The 22,144-nt window shown below is 40.0% G+C and carries 20 protein-coding genes and 1 riboswitch; of the genes, 8 read left to right on the top strand and 12 right to left on the bottom strand.

Features of this window, described 5'->3' with window-relative positions:
- Window positions 1–157 precede the first annotated feature (157 nt).
- A complete protein-coding gene (locus tag BMW42_RS09355; RefSeq protein ID WP_143047408.1) occupies window positions 158–1,219 on the top strand; it encodes a serine hydrolase in 1,062 nt (353 codons plus the stop codon).
- A gap of 48 nt (window positions 1,220–1,267) precedes the next feature.
- Here BMW42_RS09355 and thrC read toward each other — a convergent pair whose 3' ends face one another.
- The 4 genes from thrC to xerD form a co-directional block, all read right to left on the bottom strand.
- Window positions 1,268–2,407, bottom strand: a complete 1,140-nt coding sequence (thrC, locus tag BMW42_RS09350) for a threonine synthase (protein WP_092767330.1) — start codon at window positions 2,405–2,407, stop codon at window positions 1,268–1,270.
- Window positions 2,408–2,467: 60 nt separating this feature from the next.
- Window positions 2,468–3,772, bottom strand: coding sequence for a homoserine dehydrogenase (locus BMW42_RS09345; RefSeq protein ID WP_092767329.1), 1,305 nt, complete (start codon window positions 3,770–3,772; stop codon window positions 2,468–2,470).
- Between the two features lie 124 nt (window positions 3,773–3,896).
- Entirely contained in the window at window positions 3,897–4,712 is an 816-nt protein-coding gene (locus BMW42_RS09340; protein WP_092767426.1) for a DsbC family protein, read from the bottom strand.
- A 109-nt stretch (window positions 4,713–4,821) separates the two neighbouring features.
- Window positions 4,822–5,739: a site-specific tyrosine recombinase XerD gene (xerD, locus tag BMW42_RS09335; RefSeq protein WP_092767326.1), complete on the bottom strand. Its 918-nt coding sequence runs from the start codon at window positions 5,737–5,739 to the stop codon at window positions 4,822–4,824.
- Window positions 5,740–5,909: 170 nt separating this feature from the next.
- Between xerD and BMW42_RS09330 the strand changes: the two genes are divergently transcribed.
- The 5 genes from BMW42_RS09330 to ftsW all read left to right on the top strand — a co-directional run bounded on the left by BMW42_RS09330 (window position 5,910) and on the right by ftsW (window position 11,000).
- Window positions 5,910–6,161, top strand: coding sequence for a FeoA family protein (locus BMW42_RS09330; protein WP_092767423.1), 252 nt, complete (start codon window positions 5,910–5,912; stop codon window positions 6,159–6,161).
- Window positions 6,158–8,014, top strand: coding sequence for a ferrous iron transport protein B (feoB, locus tag BMW42_RS09325; protein ID WP_092767324.1), 1,857 nt, complete (start codon window positions 6,158–6,160; stop codon window positions 8,012–8,014). The genes BMW42_RS09330 and feoB overlap by 4 nt, the downstream gene beginning before the upstream one ends.
- A gap of 24 nt (window positions 8,015–8,038) precedes the next feature.
- Window positions 8,039–8,287: a DUF6587 family protein gene (locus BMW42_RS09320; protein ID WP_035263913.1), complete on the top strand. Its 249-nt coding sequence runs from the start codon at window positions 8,039–8,041 to the stop codon at window positions 8,285–8,287.
- A 150-nt stretch (window positions 8,288–8,437) separates the two neighbouring features.
- The gene (gene murD, locus BMW42_RS09315; protein ID WP_092767322.1) at window positions 8,438–9,793 is read left to right on the top strand and encodes a UDP-N-acetylmuramoyl-L-alanine--D-glutamate ligase; all 1,356 of its coding nucleotides are present in this window, start codon (window positions 8,438–8,440) and stop codon (window positions 9,791–9,793) included.
- A gap of 10 nt (window positions 9,794–9,803) precedes the next feature.
- Window positions 9,804–11,000, top strand: coding sequence for a putative lipid II flippase FtsW (gene ftsW, locus BMW42_RS09310; protein ID WP_035263915.1), 1,197 nt, complete (start codon window positions 9,804–9,806; stop codon window positions 10,998–11,000).
- 16 nt (window positions 11,001–11,016) lie between these two features.
- Here the strand turns inward: ftsW and BMW42_RS09305 are convergent, their stop codons facing one another.
- From BMW42_RS09305 to BMW42_RS09275, 7 genes are all read right to left on the bottom strand, one after another.
- Complete coding sequence (locus BMW42_RS09305) at window positions 11,017–11,271, bottom strand: zinc-ribbon domain-containing protein (RefSeq protein ID WP_092767320.1); 255 nt, start codon at window positions 11,269–11,271, stop codon at window positions 11,017–11,019.
- Between the two features lie 79 nt (window positions 11,272–11,350).
- Window positions 11,351–12,214, bottom strand: coding sequence for a tRNA glutamyl-Q(34) synthetase GluQRS (gluQRS, locus tag BMW42_RS09300; protein WP_265734071.1), 864 nt, complete (start codon window positions 12,212–12,214; stop codon window positions 11,351–11,353).
- Window positions 12,215–12,273: 59 nt separating this feature from the next.
- Window positions 12,274–12,795, bottom strand: coding sequence for an RNA polymerase-binding protein DksA (gene dksA / locus BMW42_RS09295; RefSeq protein ID WP_035263919.1), 522 nt, complete (start codon window positions 12,793–12,795; stop codon window positions 12,274–12,276).
- A gap of 206 nt (window positions 12,796–13,001) precedes the next feature.
- Window positions 13,002–13,808 (bottom strand): 3',5'-cyclic-AMP phosphodiesterase, encoded by an 807-nt coding sequence (gene cpdA / locus BMW42_RS09290; protein WP_092767316.1) that lies wholly within the window; start codon window positions 13,806–13,808, stop codon window positions 13,002–13,004.
- Window positions 13,809–13,811: 3 nt separating this feature from the next.
- The gene (locus BMW42_RS09285; RefSeq protein WP_035263922.1) at window positions 13,812–14,438 is read right to left on the bottom strand and encodes an NUDIX domain-containing protein; all 627 of its coding nucleotides are present in this window, start codon (window positions 14,436–14,438) and stop codon (window positions 13,812–13,814) included.
- A 73-nt stretch (window positions 14,439–14,511) separates the two neighbouring features.
- Window positions 14,512–16,407 carry a phosphomethylpyrimidine synthase ThiC gene (gene thiC, locus BMW42_RS09280; RefSeq protein ID WP_092767314.1) on the bottom strand — a complete coding sequence of 632 codons (1,896 nt, stop codon included), beginning with the start codon at window positions 16,405–16,407 and terminating at the stop codon, window positions 14,512–14,514.
- Between the two features lie 87 nt (window positions 16,408–16,494).
- Window positions 16,495–16,614, bottom strand: a riboswitch (TPP riboswitch).
- Window positions 16,615–16,654: 40 nt separating this feature from the next.
- The gene (locus BMW42_RS09275; protein WP_213032611.1) at window positions 16,655–17,707 is read right to left on the bottom strand and encodes a hypothetical protein; all 1,053 of its coding nucleotides are present in this window, start codon (window positions 17,705–17,707) and stop codon (window positions 16,655–16,657) included.
- 279 nt (window positions 17,708–17,986) lie between these two features.
- Between BMW42_RS09275 and BMW42_RS09270 the strand changes: the two genes are divergently transcribed.
- A complete protein-coding gene (locus BMW42_RS09270) occupies window positions 17,987–19,327 on the top strand; it encodes a multidrug efflux outer membrane protein AbuO (protein WP_092767312.1) in 1,341 nt (446 codons plus the stop codon).
- A gap of 96 nt (window positions 19,328–19,423) precedes the next feature.
- Window positions 19,424–20,149: a phosphate signaling complex protein PhoU gene (gene phoU / locus BMW42_RS09265; protein ID WP_035263928.1), complete on the top strand. Its 726-nt coding sequence runs from the start codon at window positions 19,424–19,426 to the stop codon at window positions 20,147–20,149.
- Window positions 20,150–20,545: 396 nt separating this feature from the next.
- On the opposite strand, the gene BMW42_RS09260 is transcribed toward phoU, so the two are convergent.
- Window positions 20,546–22,063 carry an acetyl-CoA hydrolase/transferase family protein gene (locus BMW42_RS09260; RefSeq protein WP_092767310.1) on the bottom strand — a complete coding sequence of 506 codons (1,518 nt, stop codon included), beginning with the start codon at window positions 22,061–22,063 and terminating at the stop codon, window positions 20,546–20,548.
- Between the last annotated feature and the right edge of the window lie 81 nt (window positions 22,064–22,144).

Here is a 22,144-nt window from a genome sequence, read left to right as displayed (position 1 = left end):
TTGGACTAACAAAAATAGCAATGCTATTCCTAATCTTTACTAAAATACTGTGCATAATCACGTGGTTTAATATTAATCACGTTTGTACCTAAATGTAAGTCATATTTGAGGTGATTAGCAATGATGCAAAATGCCTCCGTAAGATGAGTAAGTTATCGTGAAAAAACAGAAATTAACGCTAATGCATGTGCTGACTACATCAGTACTACTCTCTATGAGCTCATTGAGCTTTGCAGAATTAATTAATCATGCTAATTCTGCACCGGGGCAGGCGAGCATCAGTTGGTCATCTGAAGATGCAAGCCAATTCTTAAATAATGATAGTCTCAAAGCTTCTACTTCCTCTTCAGAAGAGTATACACCTCAAGCAACAACCACGATTACAACAACAATTCGTAAATCTACAGGCCCTGCGACCTCAACATCACCAACCTCTCAGATTCTTGATAACAGTCGCTATAGTAATCAACCTTCTGTGAACGCGCGTGCAGCATTGGTCATGGATGCAAATACGGGTGAGGTCTTATTTAGTAAGAACACGAATACTGCTCTACCGATTGCGTCTGTTACAAAATTAATGACAGCTGTTGTGATCGCAGATGCACAATTAAATATGTCTGAAAATATTACGCTGCAAAGCATTGATTTTGCAGGTGCGGGTGGTAAAAACTCAAGCTCGACATTGCGTGTAGGTGACACAATGAATCGTGCTGAAGCCTTATTATTCGCTTTAATGAAATCTGAAAACCCTGCAGCTGCGGCTTTGGCTCGTACATATCCAGGAGGTCGTGCGGCTTTCGTCTCTGCTATGAATAATAAAGCACGTGCCTTAGGGATGCATTCATCTAAATTTACTGAGTCTACAGGTCTAGATCCTCGCAATGTTGCTTCTGCGCGGGACTTGGGCATCTTGGTGAGTACCGCATCACAGTACGGTCTTATTCGTCAATTTTCTACGACGCCAACCTATGATTTTAACCTCGGTTATCGTGTGTTGAAATCGAACAATACGAACTCTCTCGTTCGTAACGGTGGCTGGAATATTAACATTTCAAAGACGGGATTTATTAATGAGGCTGGGCGTTGTGTGGTGATGCATACGACTTTGAATAATCGCCCAGCTGTAGTTGTGCTTTTAGGAGCAAGCAATACTCAAGCTCGTAATGATGATGCTGTTCGCTTAATGCGTTGGACCAGTCAGTTACCACGTGCGATCTAGACCATAAATAAAAAACCCTGCAGATGCAGGGTTTTTTATGATGCAATCTTACATATTAGACAAAATTGAATCGCGTACTTGATCCATCGTTGCATCAATTGAAAGCATGACTGCATCAGAACACTGTTTGATAGCAGTATCAGGATCTTTAAGACCATTACCTGTTACAGTACAAACAATGACTGAACCTTCAGCAATTTTGCCCGCTTTAATATCGCGGATTGCACCACCAATCGAAGCTGCAGAAGCTGGCTCAACAAATACACCTTCATACATAGAAAGCAAACGTTGAGCTTCTAAGATTTCAGCATCTGTTAATTCATCAAACCAACCTTGAGAGTCACGTACTACCGCTTTCGCATGGTTCCAGCTTTGTGGGTTACCAATACGGATTGCTGTTGCAACAGTTTCAGGGTTTTGAACAGGTGCACCACGTAAGAATGGTGCTGCGCCAGAAGCTTGATAGCCAACCATCGTCGGTAAACCTTCAGGTTTAGGACCAGTGAATTGATCAGTTTCAGCATCGTAAATTACTTGCTCAAATTGATCCGCAGGTTGGTTTGCAACAGCTTCTGTATAACCCATCCAGTGTGCAGTGATGTTACCTGCGTTGCCTACTGGTAAGCAGTGATAGTCAGGTGCACGACCTAATTCATCAACGATTTCGTATGCAATCGTTTTTTGGCCTTGCAAACGGTAAGGGTTGATTGAGTTTACGATAGTTACAGGGGCTTGGTCAGCAACTTCTTTAACAAGGCGCATACCGTCATCGAAATTACCACGAATTTGCATTGTGATCGCACCATACATCATTGCTTGAGCCATTTTACCCATTGCAATTTTGCCTTCTGGAATTAAAACGAATGCTTTAATACCAGCGCGAGCAGCATAAGCGGCAGCGGCAGCAGAGGTATTACCTGTAGATGCACAGATAATCGCTTTAGAGCCTTCTTCAACCGCTTTAGTGACTGCCATGGTCATACCACGGTCTTTAAATGAACCAGTCGGGTTTAAGCCTTCGTACTTCACATAAATTTCAACATTTTTGCCAATTAAACGTGGAATATTCGCAAGCTTAATCAGTGGTGTATTACCTTCGCCTAGGGAGATTGCACGAGTAGTTGCAGACACTGGTAAACGGTCGCGATAACGGTCAACTAAACCAGTGTAACGATTGGCATTAGACATGATGATGTTCCAATTGTGTGTAGAGCTGGAGAGGGCAGCAGTACCCTCTACCCGAGATGATTAATTATCAAGCGATTCTAAACGAATTCGTACAATTTCGCCATGGATGACGGGTAATGCTTGAATTTGTGAAAGCGCTTCATCCATTTTTGATTCAACAATAGGATCTGTCAGAATCACGATAGGAATAAGGTCTTTTAAGCGAGGTTGCTGCATAATGGCATCAATACTGATTCCTGCACGACTCAAGATCGTAGTAACTTCAGCAAGTACGCCTGTTTGATCTTCAGCATTAATACGGATGTAGTAACCCGTTGTCATTTCTTCACGACTTAGAATTGGTAAGTCTGTGAGTGCTTCAAATGCTAATTGTGGAATAGTTCCAGCACCGTCTTCAGTATAAGAAATGTCACGAACGATATCGACAACGTCAGCGACTACGGCAGAAGCAGTTGGACCAGCACCAGCACCAGCACCATAATATAGAGTTGGGCCGACTGCGTTCGCTTGTACGAGAACAGCATTTTTAACGCCGTTTACATTTGCGATCAACTGATCATCTGGAATGAGCGTTGGGTGAACACGTAGTTCAATGCCTTTTTCTGCACGACGTGCAATACCTAAATGCTTAATACGGAAGCCAAGATCTTCAGCATACTTCACATCTTGAGCAGTAACTTTACCAATTCCTTCAGTAAAAACTTTATCAAATTGAAGTGGAATACCAAATGCACAAGATGCAAGAATGGTTAACTTGTGAGCAGCATCAATCCCTTCTACATCAAAGGTTGGATCTGCTTCAGCATAGCCAAGTTCTTGCGCTTCTTTCAAAACGTCCGCAAAAGCACGTCCTTTTTCACGCATTTCACTTAGGATAAAGTTGCCTGTACCATTAATGATGCCTGCAAGCCAATCGATTTTATTGGCAGCTAAGCCTTCACGAATTACTTTGATAATTGGAATACCGCCGGCAACAGCTGCTTCATAGGCAATCTGCACAGCATTGTCTTCAGCAAGTTTAAATAATTCGTTACCATGTTCAGCTAAAAGCGCCTTATTGGCAGTGACAACTTGTTTGCCATGAACAATTGCTTCTTTGATGACTTCATAAGCAGGGTGAATACCACCCATGACTTCAACAACAACATCAACATCAGGTTGACGAACGATATCAAGAAGGTCGGCACTTTGTTTAACTGAGTCTGGAAGATTTAAATCTGGGCGAGGGCGACGAGTACCCACATAAGTAATTTGAATTTCACGACCGGTGCGACGTCTAATTTCAGCAGCGTTTTCTTGTAATAGTTTAAGGGCACCACCACCTACGGTTCCTAGACCGAGTATTGCCAGACGAACTGGTTTCACGTCACACTCCAAAAAATATGTAAAATTTTATTGAACCTAGATCATAGCTAAAAAAAGAGGCAGACTCTAGGGTCAATCGAGTTAAATATTGATGTATAAAAAGCAGTAATTTATCTCATAAATATTAGTTATTTAAGCTACGTAGTATTTCATCTGCTGTCATGTATCCACCAAGATAAACACCTTCTGAGCTGTAAATTGCAGGCGTTCCATTTACACCCATTTTTAAACCCATTTGGTACTGATCTTTAACAGGATTTTCACAGTTGGTATTGTTTAATTGTTGACCTGAAATAGCTTGATCAAATGCAGTTTTACGATCTTTACTACACCAGACACTTTCCATTGCTGGGAAATACTGTTCTCCACGTGGCCACGCGATATAACGAACTTCAATTCCTTTAGAATTGATTTCATCCATATGTTCATGCAATTTATGGCAGTAAGGGCAGCTGATATCTGTAAAAACGTAAACGATATGTTTGGTTTTAGATTTAGCTGGATAAATAATGAGATCTTCAGCTTTTAACTGGCTTAGTAATCCTTTACTCAATGCCGACTGGAAGGATTGTCCAATATCTTCAACTTTTTTATTACCTAAACGTAGTAAATCACCTTGGAAAATATATTGACCATCTGCAGTAGTGTATACCGCAGTCATACCCTCTAAATTGACCCAGTAAAGATTTGGTACTTCGGTTGGTTTAATGTCTATAATTTTGGCATTGATATTGGCAGTTTTAAAATTTTTCTCTAACTTTTGAATCAAGCGTTGTTGCGCATTTCGCTCAGTTAAATTTGATGCTTGGCCCGTTGCTGGTGCAGTTGCCGTTAAAGTCCCATCAGATTTTTGCGTGTCTTCAGATTTGGAGCATGCACTGATAAAAAGCGTCGTTGCAAGGGTAGAAGCGAATAAAATTTTCGAACGGGTAAATAACATAAACAACCCTTTTAAAGTTTTCAGCATTATTTTTACTGTGCTAAGCATAACAAAAAATATTCTCAAATCGTAAATTATAGCTTAGTGCTACAAAATTCAGATCGATGACTTAGCCACGGGGATGATGCTGAGCATGAAGTTGTTGCATGCGAATTTGTGCAACATGCGTATAAATTTGTGTTGTTGATAAATCACTATGCCCGAGGAGCATTTGTACCACTCGGAGATCTGCACCGTGATTGAGCAGGTGAGTTGCAAAAGCATGTCTTAATGTATGGGGGGATAGCTCTGTCGCTATACCTGCTTGGAGGGCATAACGTTTGATGGCATACCAAAAGTTTTGACGGCTCATAATCCCGCCATGTTGGGTCAGAAATAAGTAATCTGTAGCACTTTTATAGAGTTGTGGACGAGCTTCTGCTAAATATTTTTCAATCCATTCCACAGCAATTTGCCCCAAAGGAACTAAACGTTCTTTATTTCCCTTGCCCAAGATTCGCAAAAAACCCTGATTGAGATTGATGTGATCTATTCTTAAATTAATCAGTTCGCTCACGCGTAAACCACAAGCATAAAGGACTTCAAACATCGTGCGATCACGCAAGCCTAACGCTGTGTTTGTATCTGGTGCTTGAATGAGTGATTCAACATCTTGCTCAGATAAATCTTTAGGTAACGCTCGTCCTAACTTGGGTGTTTTATGTGCGGCTATAGGATTATCTGTTCTTAAATTTTGCTCTCTTAAAAATTTATAGAAAGACCGAAGTGCCGATAAAGTGCGAGCAATTGATCGAGGACTTTTCCCTTGTTTGGTGAGCTCAATCAGTACATCTGAAATATCATCATGTGACCATAAGGTCATGGGGCTGGTTAACAGAGTACTGCATTGGACTAAATCTGTGAGATAGGCATTTCGGGTGTGTGGGCTAACAGACTGAGCGATTAAATAATCTCGAAATCCGTGTAAGAACGAAAGTTGTTCTGGAATTTGAATGGGTGCAGGAACTCGAGGTTTCTTATTAATCATAGGGATATTCGATTGGGAAATTCGATTGATTTAATTGAGATTATCTAATGTAGTGTAATTTTCTATGCATGTCGATGTGTTATAAGAAGATGCGAATCATTCTTGATGAGAGTGCGGTAATAATTCTCATTTGTATGTATACTGTTCAAAATTTTTTAGGGTTAGGTACGGTGCGTTTATCTGATTTGAAAGTCAAACAATCTGCCATCATTACGCAAGTGCATCGCACTGTAGATGGTACTTCTACAGATATGGTGGCAAGTCGTTTAGAAACGCTAGGATTTGTTTCCGGAACTAAAGTACAAGTCATTACGAAAGGACTGTTTGGCGGTGATCCAATTCTCATTCAAGTGGGTTTTACTCGCTTTGCCTTAAGAAAAAATGAAGCACAAAAAATTGAAATAGAAGGAGTGTCGGCATGAGCGATGCGTTGCGTGTTGCCCTTGTTGGTAATCCTAACTGTGGTAAAACTTCATTATTCAATCATTTGACTGGAACACGCCAAAAAGTAGGTAACTATGCAGGTGTAACCGTTGAGCGAAAAATTGGTCACTTCACGCTAAACTCAGGTAAAGCGGTTCGTGTTTTAGACTTGCCAGGAACGTATAGTTTAGACGCAACTAGTCCAGATGAAGAAATCACCCGTGATGTTGTTTATGGGAAAATTGCGGAAGAAGGTCATCAAGATGCATTTTTATGCGTTGTTGATGCAACCAATCTGAAGTTGCACCTTGGTTTAGTTTTGGAGTTGATCCAATTGGGTCGTCCAATGCTACTCGTACTTAACATGATGGATGAAGCTCGTCGTCGTGGAATGCAAATAAACACCCAAAAGCTTTCTGAGCGCTTAGGCATTCCAGTTGTAGAAACGGTTGCTGTGCGTCGCTCAGGTATTGAAAACCTGATGAATGCGCTAGATCATGGCAAATATGCTGTTCCTCAAACTGAGCTGACAGGTTTGAAAGGATCTGATCACGACAAAGTTGAAGCGATTGTCAAAGATGCCGTTCAATTTGTTGAATTTGATGATAAACGTTCAGTTTTTCTCGATAAAATCTTTCTGCACCCAGTACTTGGTCTATTCAGTTTAGCGGTGATGATGTTCATCATTTTCCAAGCAGTTTTTGCTTGGGCGGCACCCTTCATGGATGGTATTGAGACGTTCTTTGGCTGGTTGGGTGAAGTCGTTGGTGAGAATATTGCACATCCATTACTCAATAGTTTAGTGGTTGATGGAATTATCGCGGGTGCAGGTGGTGTAGTTGTCTTTTTGCCTCAGATTCTCATCTTATTCTTCTTTATCTTGGTGCTTGAAGAATCAGGTTATTTACCCCGAGCGGCATTCTTACTTGATAAGTTGATGTATAAAGCAGGTCTTTCGGGACGTGCATTTATTCCATTACTGTCGAGTTTTGCGTGTGCAATTCCTGGAATCATGGCATCACGGACTATTAGTGATCCAAGAGACCGTTTGACCACGATCTTTGTTGCGCCATTGATGACTTGTTCAGCTCGTTTACCCGTCTATGCGTTGTTGATTGCAGCTTTTGTGCCTTCTCAAACGGTTTGGGGACTATTTAACCTTCAAGGTTTAGTGCTGTTCGGTCTATATATGGCAGGGATTGTGAGTGCACTGATCGTATCGTTTGTGTTGAAGTTTTTCCAAAAAGATAAATCTCAACATATGTTATTGATGGAACTTCCAAGCTATCGTTTTCCAGATTTGAAAAACGTGTGGATTGGCTTGCTTGATCGAGCAAAAATCTTTTTGAAGCGAGTCGGTGGAATCATCTTTGCGCTTTCTATTTTATTATGGTTCTTGTGCACATTCCCACAACCACCAGAGGGTGCAACATTACCTGCGATTGATTATTCATTTGCGGGGATGTTAGGTCATTTGATGCAACCAATCTTTGCGCCATTAGGCTTTAATTGGCAGATTTGTATTGCTTTAATTCCAGCCATGGCTGCGCGTGAAGTTGTCGTTGCTGCTTTAGGCACCGTGTATGCTTTGTCTGCTGTTGATGAGGATGCGATGTCGGAAGGCTTGGCATCACTGATTAGTAGTGGTGGGGATTTGGGCTGGTCTTTAGCAACAGGATTATCACTTTTGGTCTGGTTCATTTATGCACCACATTGTTTGGCGACATTAGCGACAGTGAAACGCGAAACAGGTTCTTGGAAGACAGTTGGCTTTATGACCGTCTATTTATTTGGTTTAGCGTATTTTATGTCGTTTTTAACCTATCAAGTCGCGACCAGCGTGTTAGCTTAAATCTGAAGAGTTGAGGAGACTGAGATGATTGAAATTCTAATTATTACGGCATTGGTCCTTTGGAGTGCATTGGTCGTATTCAAAAAGGTTTTTCCACAGACGTCAAATTCAGTCTTTATGAAACTGTCAGATGCCACGGAAAGAAAAGGGTGGAAGGCACTATCAAAGTGGCTTAAACCCAAAATGACTGCTGGTTGTGGCGGAAATTGCGCTTGTCCTGTTTCAGACAAGGAAACACCCAAGTTAAACCCTCAAGCTGTGAAATGGAAGTAGTTTACTTCAATAAAAGAACCGCCTAAATTGGCGGTTTTTTTACGCATGGACACAAAATAATGTCAAGATTATGAAATCAAAAAAAGCATTCAAAGCAGCAAAGTGCTAACATTTCGGCAGTTTCTAATTAGACTAAAATATGGGGCAGAAATGTTAATACAGCGTGGTGGATTAAAAGTTGTCGCAGGACTCGGAATTTCGGGTGTTGCTGCGGTAAATTTTCTACATGAAAAAGGCTATCACGTTGCAGTAACAGATTCGAGGACCTCTCCACCTGGACATGATCAAATTCCACCTGAAGTCCAAACTAGCTTTGGGAAATTTGACGAAGAAATGTTGTTGTCTGCTGAGGAAATTATTATCAGTCCAGGGCTTGATCCTAAACTGCCAGTGATTCAAACAGCACTTGCACAAGGCATTCCTGTTGTCAGTGAAATTCAAATTTTACGACGTGCGACTGAAAAGCCTATTGTTGCAATAACAGGTTCTAATGCAAAAAGCACAGTGACCACCTTGATCGGCTTAATGGCGAAAGATGCAGGCAAAAAAGTCGCTGTAGGGGGGAATTTAGGACGTCCAGCCTTAGATTTAACCAAAGATGATCCAGAGCTATATATCTTAGAACTATCCAGTTTCCAATTAGAAACTACATCGAACTTAAATGCTGAAGTTGCTGTCGTCTTAAATATGAGCGAAGACCATCTCGATCGTCATGGCGATATGATGGGATATCACACGGCCAAACATCGTATTTTTCAAGGTGTCAAGAAAGTGGTCTTCAATCGGGATGACTCTTTGACACGTCCTTTAGTACCTGATGCAACACCAATGCAGAGTTTTGGGCTCAATGCACCAGATATGAATCAGTATGGTGTACTCAGAGATACTGATGGTACGATGTGGCTAGCAAGGGGGCGTGAACGTTTATTGAAAAGTTCTGAGATGTATATTCAAGGGACACACAATGTCGCAAATGCACTTGCGTGTTTAGCTTTAGGTGAAGCGATAGGTCTACCATTAGAGGTTATGCTGGAAACTTTGAAAACCTTCAAGGGGTTGGAACATCGCTGCGAATTTGTTAAAGAAGTGCAAGGTGTTCGTTATTATAACGACTCAAAAGGTACAAATATTGGGGCAACCTTAGCAGCATTAGACGGCTTAGGTGCGGCGATCGCAGTACAGAAAGCTAAAGTTGCCATCATTTTAGGTGGTCAAGGTAAAGGGCAAGATTTTACTGCTTTAAGAAAATCATTAACGGAATTTGCAAAACTCGCGGTACTGATTGGTGAAGATGCACCAGTGATTGAACAAGCAATTCAAGGCACAACCACAATTCTTCACGCTACGTCATTGGAAGAAGCAGTAAAATTATGCCAAGCAAATACACAGCAACATGATGTGGTATTGCTTTCGCCAGCATGTGCAAGTTTTGATATGTTTACAGGCTATCCACAACGCGGACATCAATTTGTTGCTTGTGTGAATGCGCTGCACGAAGAACAATAAGGACGAAGATATGGCTGAGTCAGCTCAGACAACGATTGATAAAGTGAATAAAATTTACCAACGTTGGTTACCACGTATTCCAAGTGAAATTACATCAAGGAATGTTCTAATTTTTTGTGTGATTGCACTGCTCTGTATTGGAACGGTGATGGTTGGTTCAGCTTCTATGCCTTACGCAGAAAGATTGCATGAAAATCCATTCCACTATGTCATCCGCCATGCCATATCCATCGTGGTTGCGTTTGTCGCAGCAATTTTGGTTTATCGTGTTTCATTAAATACCTGGTTCAATAACACATTTCCGTTATGGATGATGACTATGGCATTGCTTGTCGCGGTGTTATTAGTCGGTTCGGAAGTGAACGGTTCGACGCGTTGGATTCGAATCGCAGGATTTACCTTCCAGCCAACTGAAGCTGCGAAAGTGATGATGGCTATTTTTACTGCAGATTATGTTGTCCGTCGGGCAGAAGAAGTGCGGAATAATGTGAAAGGGCTAGCTCGATTAGCAACAGTAATGCTATGTACAGTTGGTTTGATTATTGCTGAACCTGACTTAGGTGCAACGGTAGTGGTTGCTTTAACGATGTTAGGGGTGTTCTTTCTTGCAGGTGCGCCACTAATCCAGTTTGGTATTGCATTGGGTGCCATTATCATGGCATTTGTAGTGCTAGTTGTGTTCGAGCCTTATCGTTTCGAGCGTTTAATGTCTTTTACCAATCCATGGGCAGATCCTTTAGGTTCTGGTTATCAGCTTTCAAATGCGCTTATGGCCTTTGGACGTGGTGAATGGTTAGGGGTAGGCTTAGGCCATAGTATTCAAAAAATGTCTTATCTCCCTGAGGCGCATACGGACTTTATGTTGGCTATTTTGGCAGAAGAGTTCGGTTTCATGGGTATTACGGTTGTTCTCGCACTGTCATTTCTTATGGTGGGTGCGTGTATTCGAATTGGGCATCGTGCCATTCAGCATCAATTTTTGAGAGCGGGTTATTTGGCTTACGGGATTAGCATTATTTTTGTTCTGCAAATTATGGTAAATGCTGGCATGAATATGGGGCTGCTCCCAACAAAAGGTTTAACTTTACCATTTATTAGTTATGGTGGTTCATCTCTGATTATGTGTGCTGTCATGGTCAGTTTAATGCTGAAAATTGAAGCAACAACCCAAGAAAAGAATCAGGCTAAGGAAGTATCTAGCTTTTAAAATACACGATTGTATCTTAAGCATTCAAATCTGATGATTGTGGAGTACTATTTTGCTGCAACACCATTGTTGGCATATGTGTGCCACAGTTTAAACAGGTGACTTGACCAGATTTGGGTTTTGATAGTGGAATCAATGGAATAAAAAATAAAGAAAAATAATTGCGTTGTTGTTTAATTTCATAATTGCTATGTGTACGACAGACTGGGCATAGAAATTGCCCCTTTTCCGTTTTGATGGTTTTAGGTCCTACCCCAAAAATAAAAAACATAATGAACTCCTGATTAATCTATCTAAATGGAATTCAAAAACATTTTCAGCTGAATAACAAGCATGATTCTGTATGGACACTATTCAAAAACACCTTGTATTGTGGTGCCAACTGGAATTTTCTTACGATCCCATTGTTGAATTGCCTGTAGAAGCATGCGATTTGGTTGATCTAGATCAACTGGATCTTGTCCTAATGCATGAATAGCTTTGTTCAAGAGTTGGGGGGCTTGGGTGAGATCAAGTGCTACAGCTAAATTTTGCTTAGAAAGCTTTGTACCATCTTTATTCATTGCTAGGGGCAAATGCATATACTGAAGTTCAGGGTAGCCCAATAATCGCCCTAACCAAATTTGTCGTTCAGTGTTATCCAGCAAATCAGCACCACGCACAACATGAGTCATTCCTTGTAGATAATCATCCACAACCACGGCGAGCTGATAATTAATAATACCGTCGCGACGTTTAAGAACAAAATCTCCTAATTCATTGGTCAAATTAGAGCAATGCTGACCTTGTAAAAGATCCTCAAAACAAATCAACTCGTTTGATGTTTTAACCCGAATGGCTTGTTGATCGTGTGGTAGTTTTAAATCGCGGCAAGTACCGCTATAGATATGATTAGAGCCTAAGATTTTTCGTGTACATTGGCAGGCATAGGTGAGGTCACGTTGCTGAAGATCATTTAAGACAGATTCATAGATGTTTAAACGGTCTTTTTGAAAGATAATTTCGTCATCAAACTCGAAACCGAAAGCTTCAATACATGACAAGATATGTTCTTCACTACCAGGATATATGCGAGGGATGTCTGTATCTTCAATTCGTACAACCCATTTGCCTGCATGAGATCTTGCTTCACAATAGCTTGCAACAGCTGTAATGAGTGATCCAAAATGAAGAGGGCCGGTTGGCGATGGCGCAAACCGACCCACATAAGCCATCCTGTTGTCCCCCTCCTTTATCAAAGGAGGGGTTAGGGAAGGATTATTAAATAACATGATTAACCGTTATTTTGTTTCTCTTTAATTTCAGCTAAAGTTTTGCAATCAATGCAAAGCGTCGCTGTTGGACGGGCCTCTAAACGACGTAAGCCAATTTCGATCCCACAGGTTTCACAGAAACCATAGTCATCATTTTTGATTGCTTCGATAGATTGTTCAATTTTGCGAATTAACTTGCGTTCACGGTCACGAGTACGAAGCTCAATCGCAAACTCTTCTTCTTGCGTTGCACGGTCATTTACATCAGGCAATGCAGTATTTTCATCTTGCATTGTATTTAATGTTCGATCCACTTCTGACATTAACTCGTCTTTCCATGCCAATAAAATTTGACGGAAATGCTCAAGTTGACCTTCAGACATGTATTCTTCATTTTTTTTCGGCTGATAAGGCTCGATGCCAAATAGACTCGCTGTAGTACCGCCTTCGGAAGTCTTTGGCTTGGTCTTACGCACGCGTTTTACTTTTTCAGCAACTACGTTGTTTTCTTCCAAGACTTGATTTTGGTTGTCATTCGCCATAAAGGGCATTCCTCATCATATGCGTGTTTGCGTACGCAAAAAATATGGTGATATGCAAGTGTTTTTATCGCTTCCGATAGATTGTTGCTATCGGGGGCGTCATCATATAGATTTTTTATCAAAGATGAAAGCTATGAATATCTGTTTTGGACTGTTCAGATTCCATTCGGACAGATAACTTAATCCAAAACACTTTAAAAGAAAAGCTAATAACCTGAAATTTCTTTATTAATATTTTGCGCGAAATTTTGTAGGCGATGAACACGTGTTTCAAAGCTACCGTCAGTTTTCAGTAGTAGGCTGCGATAGCCTGGTGCAAGGTCATCAAAGGCAAAATCTTCAGTCTTTGGTTTAAACTGAACGGAGGTGGAGGGCGTTGATAAAAATTGAATATTTTTCCAAACATTCAACGAATCTTGGTGCACATGTCCAAAGATCACTGCTTGAATGTGTTGATACTCTGCCATGATCTGGGTCAATTGATCTGAATTTTTTAAGATGTGTCGATCAATCCACTTGGACTTCATTTCAAGTGGGTGATGATGACACGCCAAAATGACAGGGTGATGCTGTGTTTCCTGAAGAATCATTGATAAATGATTCAATTGTTCTGCTTTAATCCAACCATCTACTTTGTGGGGCACAGCACTATTTAATAGGACGATTTTCCACGTTCCGAAAGTTAACACGGCCGGTATAGGATCAGGCGCTGCAAAAGGAAAATATTCGGCATCATCATGATTGCCTGGAATTTGATAAAACGGAATATTCAAATTTTTCATGAAACTCAAATATCGCTGATAAGTTGCCTCATGTGGTACCTGTGCCAAGTCACCTGTATGAATAATCGCATCAATGTCTTGATAGCGATTTAAAATATCATTGATCACTGCATGAAAACTTTGTTCAGGATTTATCTGAACAAACGGCGTGTCAGGATGATCCATGAGATGAGTATCGGTAATTTGGATAATGAGCTGATCATTTTTATTCTGTTTGATTAAAGGCGTCATAAATTACCTCAGCGCTATAGAGGTAGTGGCAATGTGCTGTTTGAGCCATTGCAGAGCCATGATGACAGGTGCATTACACAATCGTTTGGATGCCAATAATGGTTCAAGATCTGAATAAGCTAAGATATGCAGTTGGATATTCTCACCTTCATCTGGCATACCATGAATACCACCTTGCTCAGGAAGATCTGCTTCTGCAACATACAAATGAAAAACTTCATCGCACGCACCAGCAGAAGGGTAGAAGGTAAATAAATGTTCCAGATTACGAATTTCACAACCAGATTCTTCTAAACTCTCACGCTGAATACATGTTTCAGGTGATTCATCGCCATCTAATACGCCTGCAATGATTTCTAGTTGCCATGGGGAGATAGGATCATCGATTGCACCAATTCGGAATTGTTCAATCAGTGCAAAACGCTTGAGTGCATCATTGTAGATGAGTACACCAGCAGCTTCTTTTCGATGCACTAATTCACGATGAATTGTTGGGGTATAAGTATTCTCACCAAATAAACGATGTGTGATGCTCACTTTCTCTATACGAATGAATCCTTGATAAAGGGATTCGCGAGAATGGACCTTAAAATCTTTATTATTGTAAGTAGCTTTTTCAAGAATTTTCATTCGTATACGTTAGGACAAAAATTTATTTCATCCTAACTGAGATTGCATTAAAGAAAAACAGATTTTTTAATTTTTACAGCTTCTGATACAACTTTTGTCCTTGCTTATGATACTCATTTTTCATGGCGTTGAGACCTGATTCAATCTCTTGATTTAACTTGAGATCTAGGTTATCAGACTGCTGATTTTGAGCGTATTCACGCACATTTTGGGTAATCTTCATTGAGCAAAATTTAGGTCCACACATCGAACAGAAATGCGCTGATTTATGTGCCTCTTTCGGCATGGTTTCATCATGCATACTACGTGCCGTATCAGGATCTAAACTTAAGTTAAATTGATCTTCCCAACGAAACTCAAAACGTGCTTTTGAAAGCGCATTATCACGGACTTGAGCACCTGGGTGTCCTTTGGCGAGGTCTGCAGCATGTGCTGCAATTTTATAGGTGATAATGCCATCTTTGACGTCCTTTTTATTGGGTAGACCTAAATGCTCTTTAGGTGTTACGTAACAAAGCATCGCTGTTCCATACCAACCGATCATGGCTGCACCAATTGCTGAAGTAATATGATCATAACCAGGTGCAATATCTGTTGTTAATGGTCCTAATGTATAAAAAGGTGCTTCTTTGCAAACCTCAAGTTGTAAATCCATATTTTCTTTAATCATATGCATAGGAACATGACCAGGACCTTCAATCATGACTTGCACATCGTGTTCCCAAGCTCGATGGGTTAATTCTCCTAATGTACGTAGTTCGGAAAATTGGGCTTCGTCATTGGCATCTTGAATGCACCCAGGGCGTAAACCATCACCTAAGCTGAATGAGACATCATAGGCTTTCATGATCTCGCAGATTTCATCAAAATGGGTGTATAAGAAATTTTCTTTATGATGTGCAAGACACCACTGTGCCATGATTGAACCACCGCGTGAAACGATGCCCGTTAAGCGATTGGCTGTGAGAGGAACATAGCGCAATAAAACACCAGCATGAATCGTGAAGTAATCAACCCCTTGCTCAGCTTGTTCGATTAAAGTGTCTTTAAAAATTTCCCATGTAAGATCTTCTGCTATTCCATCCACCTTTTCTAATGCTTGATAAATCGGAACAGTTCCAATAGGTACAGGGGAGTTACGAATAATCCACTCGCGTGTTTCATGAATATTTTTACCCGTAGATAAATCCATGATGGTGTCAGCACCCCAACGTGTTGCCCATGTCATTTTTGCCACTTCTTCATCAATGGATGAACCCAGTGCTGAGTTGCCAATATTGGCATTAATTTTCACTAGGAAATTGCGTCCGATAATCATCGGTTCGAGTTCAGGGTGATTGATATTGGCAGGAATAATGGCACGACCTGCTGCGACTTCTTGACGTACAAATTCTGGTGTAATTTCTAATAAGTTTTTTGCACCAAAGTTTTGCCCAACATGTTGGCGAGTATCCACACCTTCACGTTGTTTTTGATTCTCTCGAATCGCAATGTATTCCATTTCAGGCGTGATAATACCCTGCTTAGCATAATGCATTTGCGTAACGTTATGTCCTGGTTTAGCTCGACGAGGTTTCTGGATATGTGCGAAACGAATGCCAGCTGTACGAATATCTTGAAGACGTTCTCGCCCAAATTTTGAGCTTAATGTCGCGAGTTGTTCTGTATCTGCGCGCTCTTCAATCCATGTATCTCTGAGGTTTGGTAGGCCTCGATTTAAATCAATTTGAATCTCAGGGTCGGTATAAACACCTGAAGTGTCATACACCAAAATGGCAGCATTATACTCACCGCCTAAGCCCGTTGGTGTATCGGAGAGTGCAATTTCACGCATGGGTACGCGAATATCTGGACGAGAACCTTGAACATAGACTTTTTTTGACGCTGGTAAAATGCGGGTGAGATCTTGAGCATCTTGCTCATGTTGAGCAGAGAGATCTGTATTTGAAAGATTCGTTAATTGGTTCATTGCAATGATCCTTATGAATGACATCAACGAATCAAGCACGATCAAAAACGGTGGCGGAATTATCCTGAATGAATAACCTAGAACAAAGTTTTTAGATGGCTTGATTCCTACGCAGGTATTAACCTGATCAGGTTCAACGGTACTCACCATCAAAACAATGTTTTAGGTGATCTCAGCGAGTTATTACTCGCGCTCCGTCAAGCGATGCCAAAATATTAACATATAAAGTCAGATTAAAGTCATCAGACTATAATGCATAACAAATTGCGTCTTTAAAGCAATTACGACGATTTTCAAGATCAACAGTTTTTAAGTTTAAATAGTGACTTAGCTGTATAAGAACTTGCGGATTTTGATCAGTCTGATTTGAAGTTAATTTACTTTTTTGTTGTGAATCCAGTTCGATAAATTTTAAGAAAAGTCTCGCTTGATCTGCTAAACGACTATTTTTCATATTTGCGAGTTGTTCGATTTCAGCTAAAGCATCGGGTGCAATTTCAACACGTCCTTCAAAATCATGAGAAACAGGATCATGTTTGAGACCTTTAAATAATAGATTTGAATAAAAATGATAAAGGTACTCTGCATCTAAATGGAAACTGCTTTGAGGGTATTTTTTTAGATAATTTTCCCAATACTGGGCACGTCTAGAAATCTCTTGTGCTTCAAGATGAAAATGAGGATCTTCAAATTGTGCTTGCTGATTTTGTTCAGCAAGTTCTTGCATAAATGCTTGTTCTGCCTCAGGGAAATAGGGGGCAAATACTCGTGCTAAATAATATGGGTTTCTTTGATAGGTTGCTTGGTGGTTAATATCGACGAGATCAATATACGCTTGACCCTTATGCCGAAGTAAATATTGATCTCGTGGATGTAATTTTTCAATTTGTGATTGTTGAATCGTCGGAAATTGCGACTGGTCATGAGCATATAAATCAAAAGCTTTCTGCTGATCAGCTGATCGATCTATACTTAAGAAATTTCTATACATGATGTCTGCCAAACCGATCAATTCTTTCTGTTCCTGAAATGGCATTAAGGGAAGACAAAGTCGAATATCTTGATTGATTTGCTCAATGGCGAATGTAGTCCGTTGAGCAGTTATCCCGAGCATTTCTTTTTTGAGTTTTTGACAAATGAGGTTGAGATCAGGTGTGGTGTTCTGGTTTTGAGTTGGGTTTGGAGATTCAGTAGGTATTTCTTCGGAAATCGGTTTTTGACACGCAGTTAAGCCAAGACTTACGACCATAAGAGTCAATAATTGACGAATAGGCTTAAACGTGTGCAAAAATGACTTCATTGAGATATCAAAATACAGTTAAAGTGTGAAATGAGGCGCAAATAGATTTTCACTTATTTTAAAACCATACAGTGAAATTTATTGTAGTTGCTTCGCAATCAAGCGTTAAAATAATGTATGAAAAACATACATCAATGTGCATAATTCAAAATAATTCTCCGGATTAAATGAAAAAATAATAAAATTGATACGTAAAAAGTTCGATTAAAGATTATATTTGCAACATCCTATTCTAATTACTTGTTATTCAAATGCTTAAGGTACTGTGAAGTCATTATCATGAAAAAAACTCTACTTGCAGTCAGTTTAATTGCGCTTAGCCCGATGAGCTTTGCATTGAACCTCGTTGAAGCCTATGAGCGAGCAAAGCAAACCGATCCAAATTGGCAAGCCAACGTTTTGCAGTATGAGGCTGATCAGTTAAATATAGGTTTAGCAAAAGGTAATTTGCTGCCGACAGTAACTGTTTCAGGAAATGTGACGCGTAAAAACCAAGATGTAAATCGTTCAAGTACAGAATCGAATCCTTTTTTTAATAGTTCTGACCTGTTGGCATCGACATCGACCACTCGTCAAATTGCGATTACTGCACGACAACCCATTTTCAGAATGGATGCTTGGCAGGGATATAAACAGGTAAAAACCTCAGTTCAACTGAGTGAAGTCACTTTAAAACAGCAACAGCAACAACATATATTAAATGTCTCTGAAGCTTATTTTAATGTACTACGTCAACAGGCTTTAACGCTCACTAACGCTCAAGAAGAAAAAGCATTATTCGAGCAGCTCAATATGATGAATGCCAAACTCAAAGAAGGTTTAGTTGCTGAAAGCGATGTCAGCGAAGCGAATGCACAATATCAAAATGCGCGAGCAAATCGAATTGCGACAGGTGTTCAATTAATCTTGGCACAAGAGCAACTTGCTCAGTTGATTGGACCTTACCAAGAAAAGCTCGCTGTTTTAAGTGATGATTTCGAGTATCAAAAGCCTGTACCGAATATCATGAGTGAATGGACCAAATTGGCTCAAGAACAGAATCTTGAAATTCTACAAGCGCGTTTGCAACGTCAATATGCCAATGATCAGCGACGTGTAGAGCAAGCGGCGCTTTATCCTCAAGTTGAAGCAGTAGCCACTTATGGTTATAGTGAACAGTCACCACAAACAGCTATATCAAGTGATGGGAAATTTGATCAGGTGGGTGTAGAAATGAACTGGAATGCCTATACCGGTGGACGAACTAAAATTAATATTGATAAAGCGACAAAAAATGTTGAAAAGTCGGAACGCCAATTAGAAGCTGCGATACGTAAAGCAACCACAGATGCTAAAAAATCTTACCTACAAATTGATATGGATAGTGCTACATTGCAAGCGCGCAAAGCTGCCATGGATTCTTCCGCATTAGTCGCGAAAGCATCCCAAGCTCAGTATGATGAAGGGCTTAAAAGTATGGTTGATGTGTTGCTTGCACAAAGAAATGCTTTTGCAACGCGATTAGATTTTGTGAATGCTCAATATGATTATGTGTTGAATGTGTTGAGGTTGAAGGCTTCTGTGGGTCAATTGAATGAAAATGAGCTTCGTCAAATGAATGCATGGTTAGTTGAAAAATAGAATAAATTGATTGTTTTGTCATCAAATATTCACAATTGATATGCTTTAATATGGCAAAAATTTCAATCAATTCACGCTGTGTGGAGTAATAAGACTTTGAGCTCTAATAATCCTGTACTTAGCCACCATATTTCTTCTCAATTTAACGAAGATTTGCAAGATGTCCATACCAAATTTATGGCAATGGGTGGTTTGGTTGAGCAACAAGTTGCTAATGCCATTCATGCTCTTTTAGACACCAATGTGAATTTGGCTGTAGATGTCCAATTTCAAGATAATACGGTAAACCGCTACGAGCGTGAAATTGATGAAGGCTTGACTTTGATTTTAGTACGCCGTCATCCTGCTGCGAGTGATCTCCGTATGGTAATTGCAATGAGCAAGGCCAATACCGATTTAGAACGTATAGGTGATGAAGCAGCTAAAATTGCACGTATAGCCCAAAATCTATGTGAAGAAGGTGAGTCACCTCGTGGTTATATGGAAACACGTCATATCGGTAACCAAGTGCGAGTAATGATTCATGATGCATTGGATGCATTTGCACGTGTTGATGCAGAGCAAGCACTTAAAGTATTGTTGGCTGACGCAGATATCGATCGTGAATATCAATCTGCTACACGTACATTAATGACCTACATGATTGAGGATCCTCGTCATATTTCTCGTGTTCTGAATGTCATGTGGGTGCTGCGTTCTTTGGAGCGTATTGGTGACCATGCGCGAAATATTTCTGAACAAGTGATTTATATGGCTAAAGGCTATGACGTACGACACACCAGTGTGGAAGAGATTGAAGAAAAAGTTCAAGGTAATCATTAAAATAGAATTCATATAATACACAAGAACCTCGAATATCGAGGTTTTTTTATGTGATAATAAACTTGATTTTTGTAAAAGATATAGACAAAAAAATTCCTAGATTTTGGGGGAAATCTAGGAAGGAAAACTGATGAAACAGTACGCTGTTATTATTATTTGTTCACTCATAATCTTGCTATGAAATAATAATATTTAAATTATGTGTAAAGTTCAGCTATAAAAGTGTGGTTTTGTGTAATTTAATATTAATAAAATGTAAACTAGTTCACATTTAAGTATCTTATTCAATCCTGCCTATTTTATTGGTTTATGTCAATTATCATGATGATTTAAAAGTATTTTAGAATCATTGAAATAAAAAAAGCCCTGATATTCAGGGCTTTTTTAAAGTCGTACTTATGCAGATTTTGCTTCAGCAGGTGCAGATAACATATGACCTGTTTCTTCAAAATTAGAATGCCAAGAAAGCGCTTCTGTAAGTAGGTGAGGGGTTTGTCCACCTTTAGCACATGCGCGATCGAAATAGTCGTTTAATGCATCTTTATACAGTGGGTGAACACAGTTATCGATGATTGCACGTGCACGTTCACGCGGTGCAAGACCACGTAAATCAGCAAGACCTTGTTCAGTAACAAGAACGTCTACGTCATGACCTGTGTGATCTACGTGAGATGCCATCGGCACTACAGATGAAATGTCACCGCCTTTAGCGATTGATTTAGTCACGAAAATTGCGATATGCGCATTACGTGCGAAGTCACCTGAACCACCAATACCATTCATCATTTTTGAACCACATACGTGCGTAGAGTTCACATTGCCATAGATGTCAAATTCAAGCGCAGTATTGATCCCGATAATCCCTAAACGGCGTACCAATTCTGGGTGGTTTGAAATTTCTTGAGGGCGTAATACAAGTTTGTCTTTGTATTGCTCAAGATTATTGAATACTTTTTCACCATAACGTGCAGAAAGTGTAATTGATGAGCCAGAAGCGAATTTCATTTTACCAGCATCAATTAATTCAAAAGTACAGTCTTGAAGTACTTCTGAGTACATGATGAGATCTTCAAAATTCGATTCTTTAAGACCCGTTAATACCGCATTGGCAATTGAACCAATACCTGCTTGTAATGGACCTAAATTTTTAGGAAGACGTTCTTCAGCGACTTCTTTTTCAAAGAATTCGATTAAGTGGTTTGCAATTGCTTGGGTCTCATCATCTGGTGCAGTCACTGTTGATGGAGAATCATGGAATTCGCTGTTAAATACGATGCCAACAATTTTAGCAGGATCGATATTAATTGCGTGTGTACCAATACGCTCATCGACTTGAGTGAGTGGAATCGGCTGACGTGTCGGACGATAAGATGGGATATAAATATCGTGCAAGCCTTCGAATGCTGGGCTTAAATTTGTGTTAATTTCAACAATTACTTTTTCTGCAAAGATTGCAAAGCTTGCTGAGTTACCTACTGAAGTCGTTGGAATGATGCCACCATCTTCAGTAATTGCTACAGCTTCGATTACAGCAATATCAGGCTTTTTCAATTGTTTATTACGCATTTGTTCAACAGTTTCTGACAAATGCTGATCAATAAACATTACTTCGCCTTTATTGATCGCCTTACGCAAAGTATTATCGACTTGGAAAGGTAGACGACGAGCCAATACGCCAGCTTCAGTTAACTGTTTATCTAAGTCATTACCCAAAGACGCACCAGTGATTAAAGTGATCTTTAAAGGGTTTGTATGAGCGCGTTTTACCAATGCCAATGGAACTGCTTTAGCTTCACCAGCACGCGTGAAACCACTCATACCTACGGTCATGCCATCTTCAATAAACGTTGAAGCTTGTTCAGCTGAAATGACTTTTTCATGAAGTGACTCTAAACGAATGCGATCTAAAGACATGGTTTACTCTTCTCTTGATATTCTGGATCTGGCACCGATTGTACCGATCAAGCGAGCCATTTTGCATACCTGTTAGGCTAA

Source organism: Acinetobacter sp. DSM 11652, from assembly GCF_900109815.1.
Taxonomy (GTDB): domain Bacteria; phylum Pseudomonadota; class Gammaproteobacteria; order Pseudomonadales; family Moraxellaceae; genus Acinetobacter.
The sequence above is the reverse complement of the archived record's forward strand: the minus strand, read 5'-3'. Positions and strand labels throughout refer to the sequence as shown.

Coding starts and splice junctions, on each gene's coding strand:
- thrC (WP_092767330.1), bottom strand. CDS start 2,407: ATGTCTAATGCCAATCGTTACACTGGTTTAGTTGACCGTTATCGCGAC.
- BMW42_RS09340 (WP_092767426.1), bottom strand. CDS start 4,712: ATGTTATTTACCCGTTCGAAAATTTTATTCGCTTCTACCCTTGCAACG.
- xerD (WP_092767326.1), bottom strand. CDS start 5,739: ATGATTAATAAGAAACCTCGAGTTCCTGCACCCATTCAAATTCCAGAA.
- feoB (WP_092767324.1), top strand. CDS start 6,158: ATGAGCGATGCGTTGCGTGTTGCCCTTGTTGGTAATCCTAACTGTGGT.
- BMW42_RS09320 (WP_035263913.1), top strand. CDS start 8,039: ATGATTGAAATTCTAATTATTACGGCATTGGTCCTTTGGAGTGCATTG.
- murD (WP_092767322.1), top strand. CDS start 8,438: ATGTTAATACAGCGTGGTGGATTAAAAGTTGTCGCAGGACTCGGAATT.
- ftsW (WP_035263915.1), top strand. CDS start 9,804: ATGGCTGAGTCAGCTCAGACAACGATTGATAAAGTGAATAAAATTTAC.
- BMW42_RS09305 (WP_092767320.1), bottom strand. CDS start 11,271: ATGTTTTTTATTTTTGGGGTAGGACCTAAAACCATCAAAACGGAAAAG.
- gluQRS (WP_265734071.1), bottom strand. CDS start 12,214: ATGGCTTATGTGGGTCGGTTTGCGCCATCGCCAACCGGCCCTCTTCAT.
- dksA (WP_035263919.1), bottom strand. CDS start 12,795: ATGGCGAATGACAACCAAAATCAAGTCTTGGAAGAAAACAACGTAGTT.
- cpdA (WP_092767316.1), bottom strand. CDS start 13,808: ATGACGCCTTTAATCAAACAGAATAAAAATGATCAGCTCATTATCCAA.
- BMW42_RS09285 (WP_035263922.1), bottom strand. CDS start 14,438: ATGAAAATTCTTGAAAAAGCTACTTACAATAATAAAGATTTTAAGGTC.
- thiC (WP_092767314.1), bottom strand. CDS start 16,407: ATGAACCAATTAACGAATCTTTCAAATACAGATCTCTCTGCTCAACAT.
- BMW42_RS09275 (WP_213032611.1), bottom strand. CDS start 17,707: ATGAAGTCATTTTTGCACACGTTTAAGCCTATTCGTCAATTATTGACT.
- BMW42_RS09270 (WP_092767312.1), top strand. CDS start 17,987: ATGAAAAAAACTCTACTTGCAGTCAGTTTAATTGCGCTTAGCCCGATG.
- BMW42_RS09260 (WP_092767310.1), bottom strand. CDS start 22,063: ATGTCTTTAGATCGCATTCGTTTAGAGTCACTTCATGAAAAAGTCATT.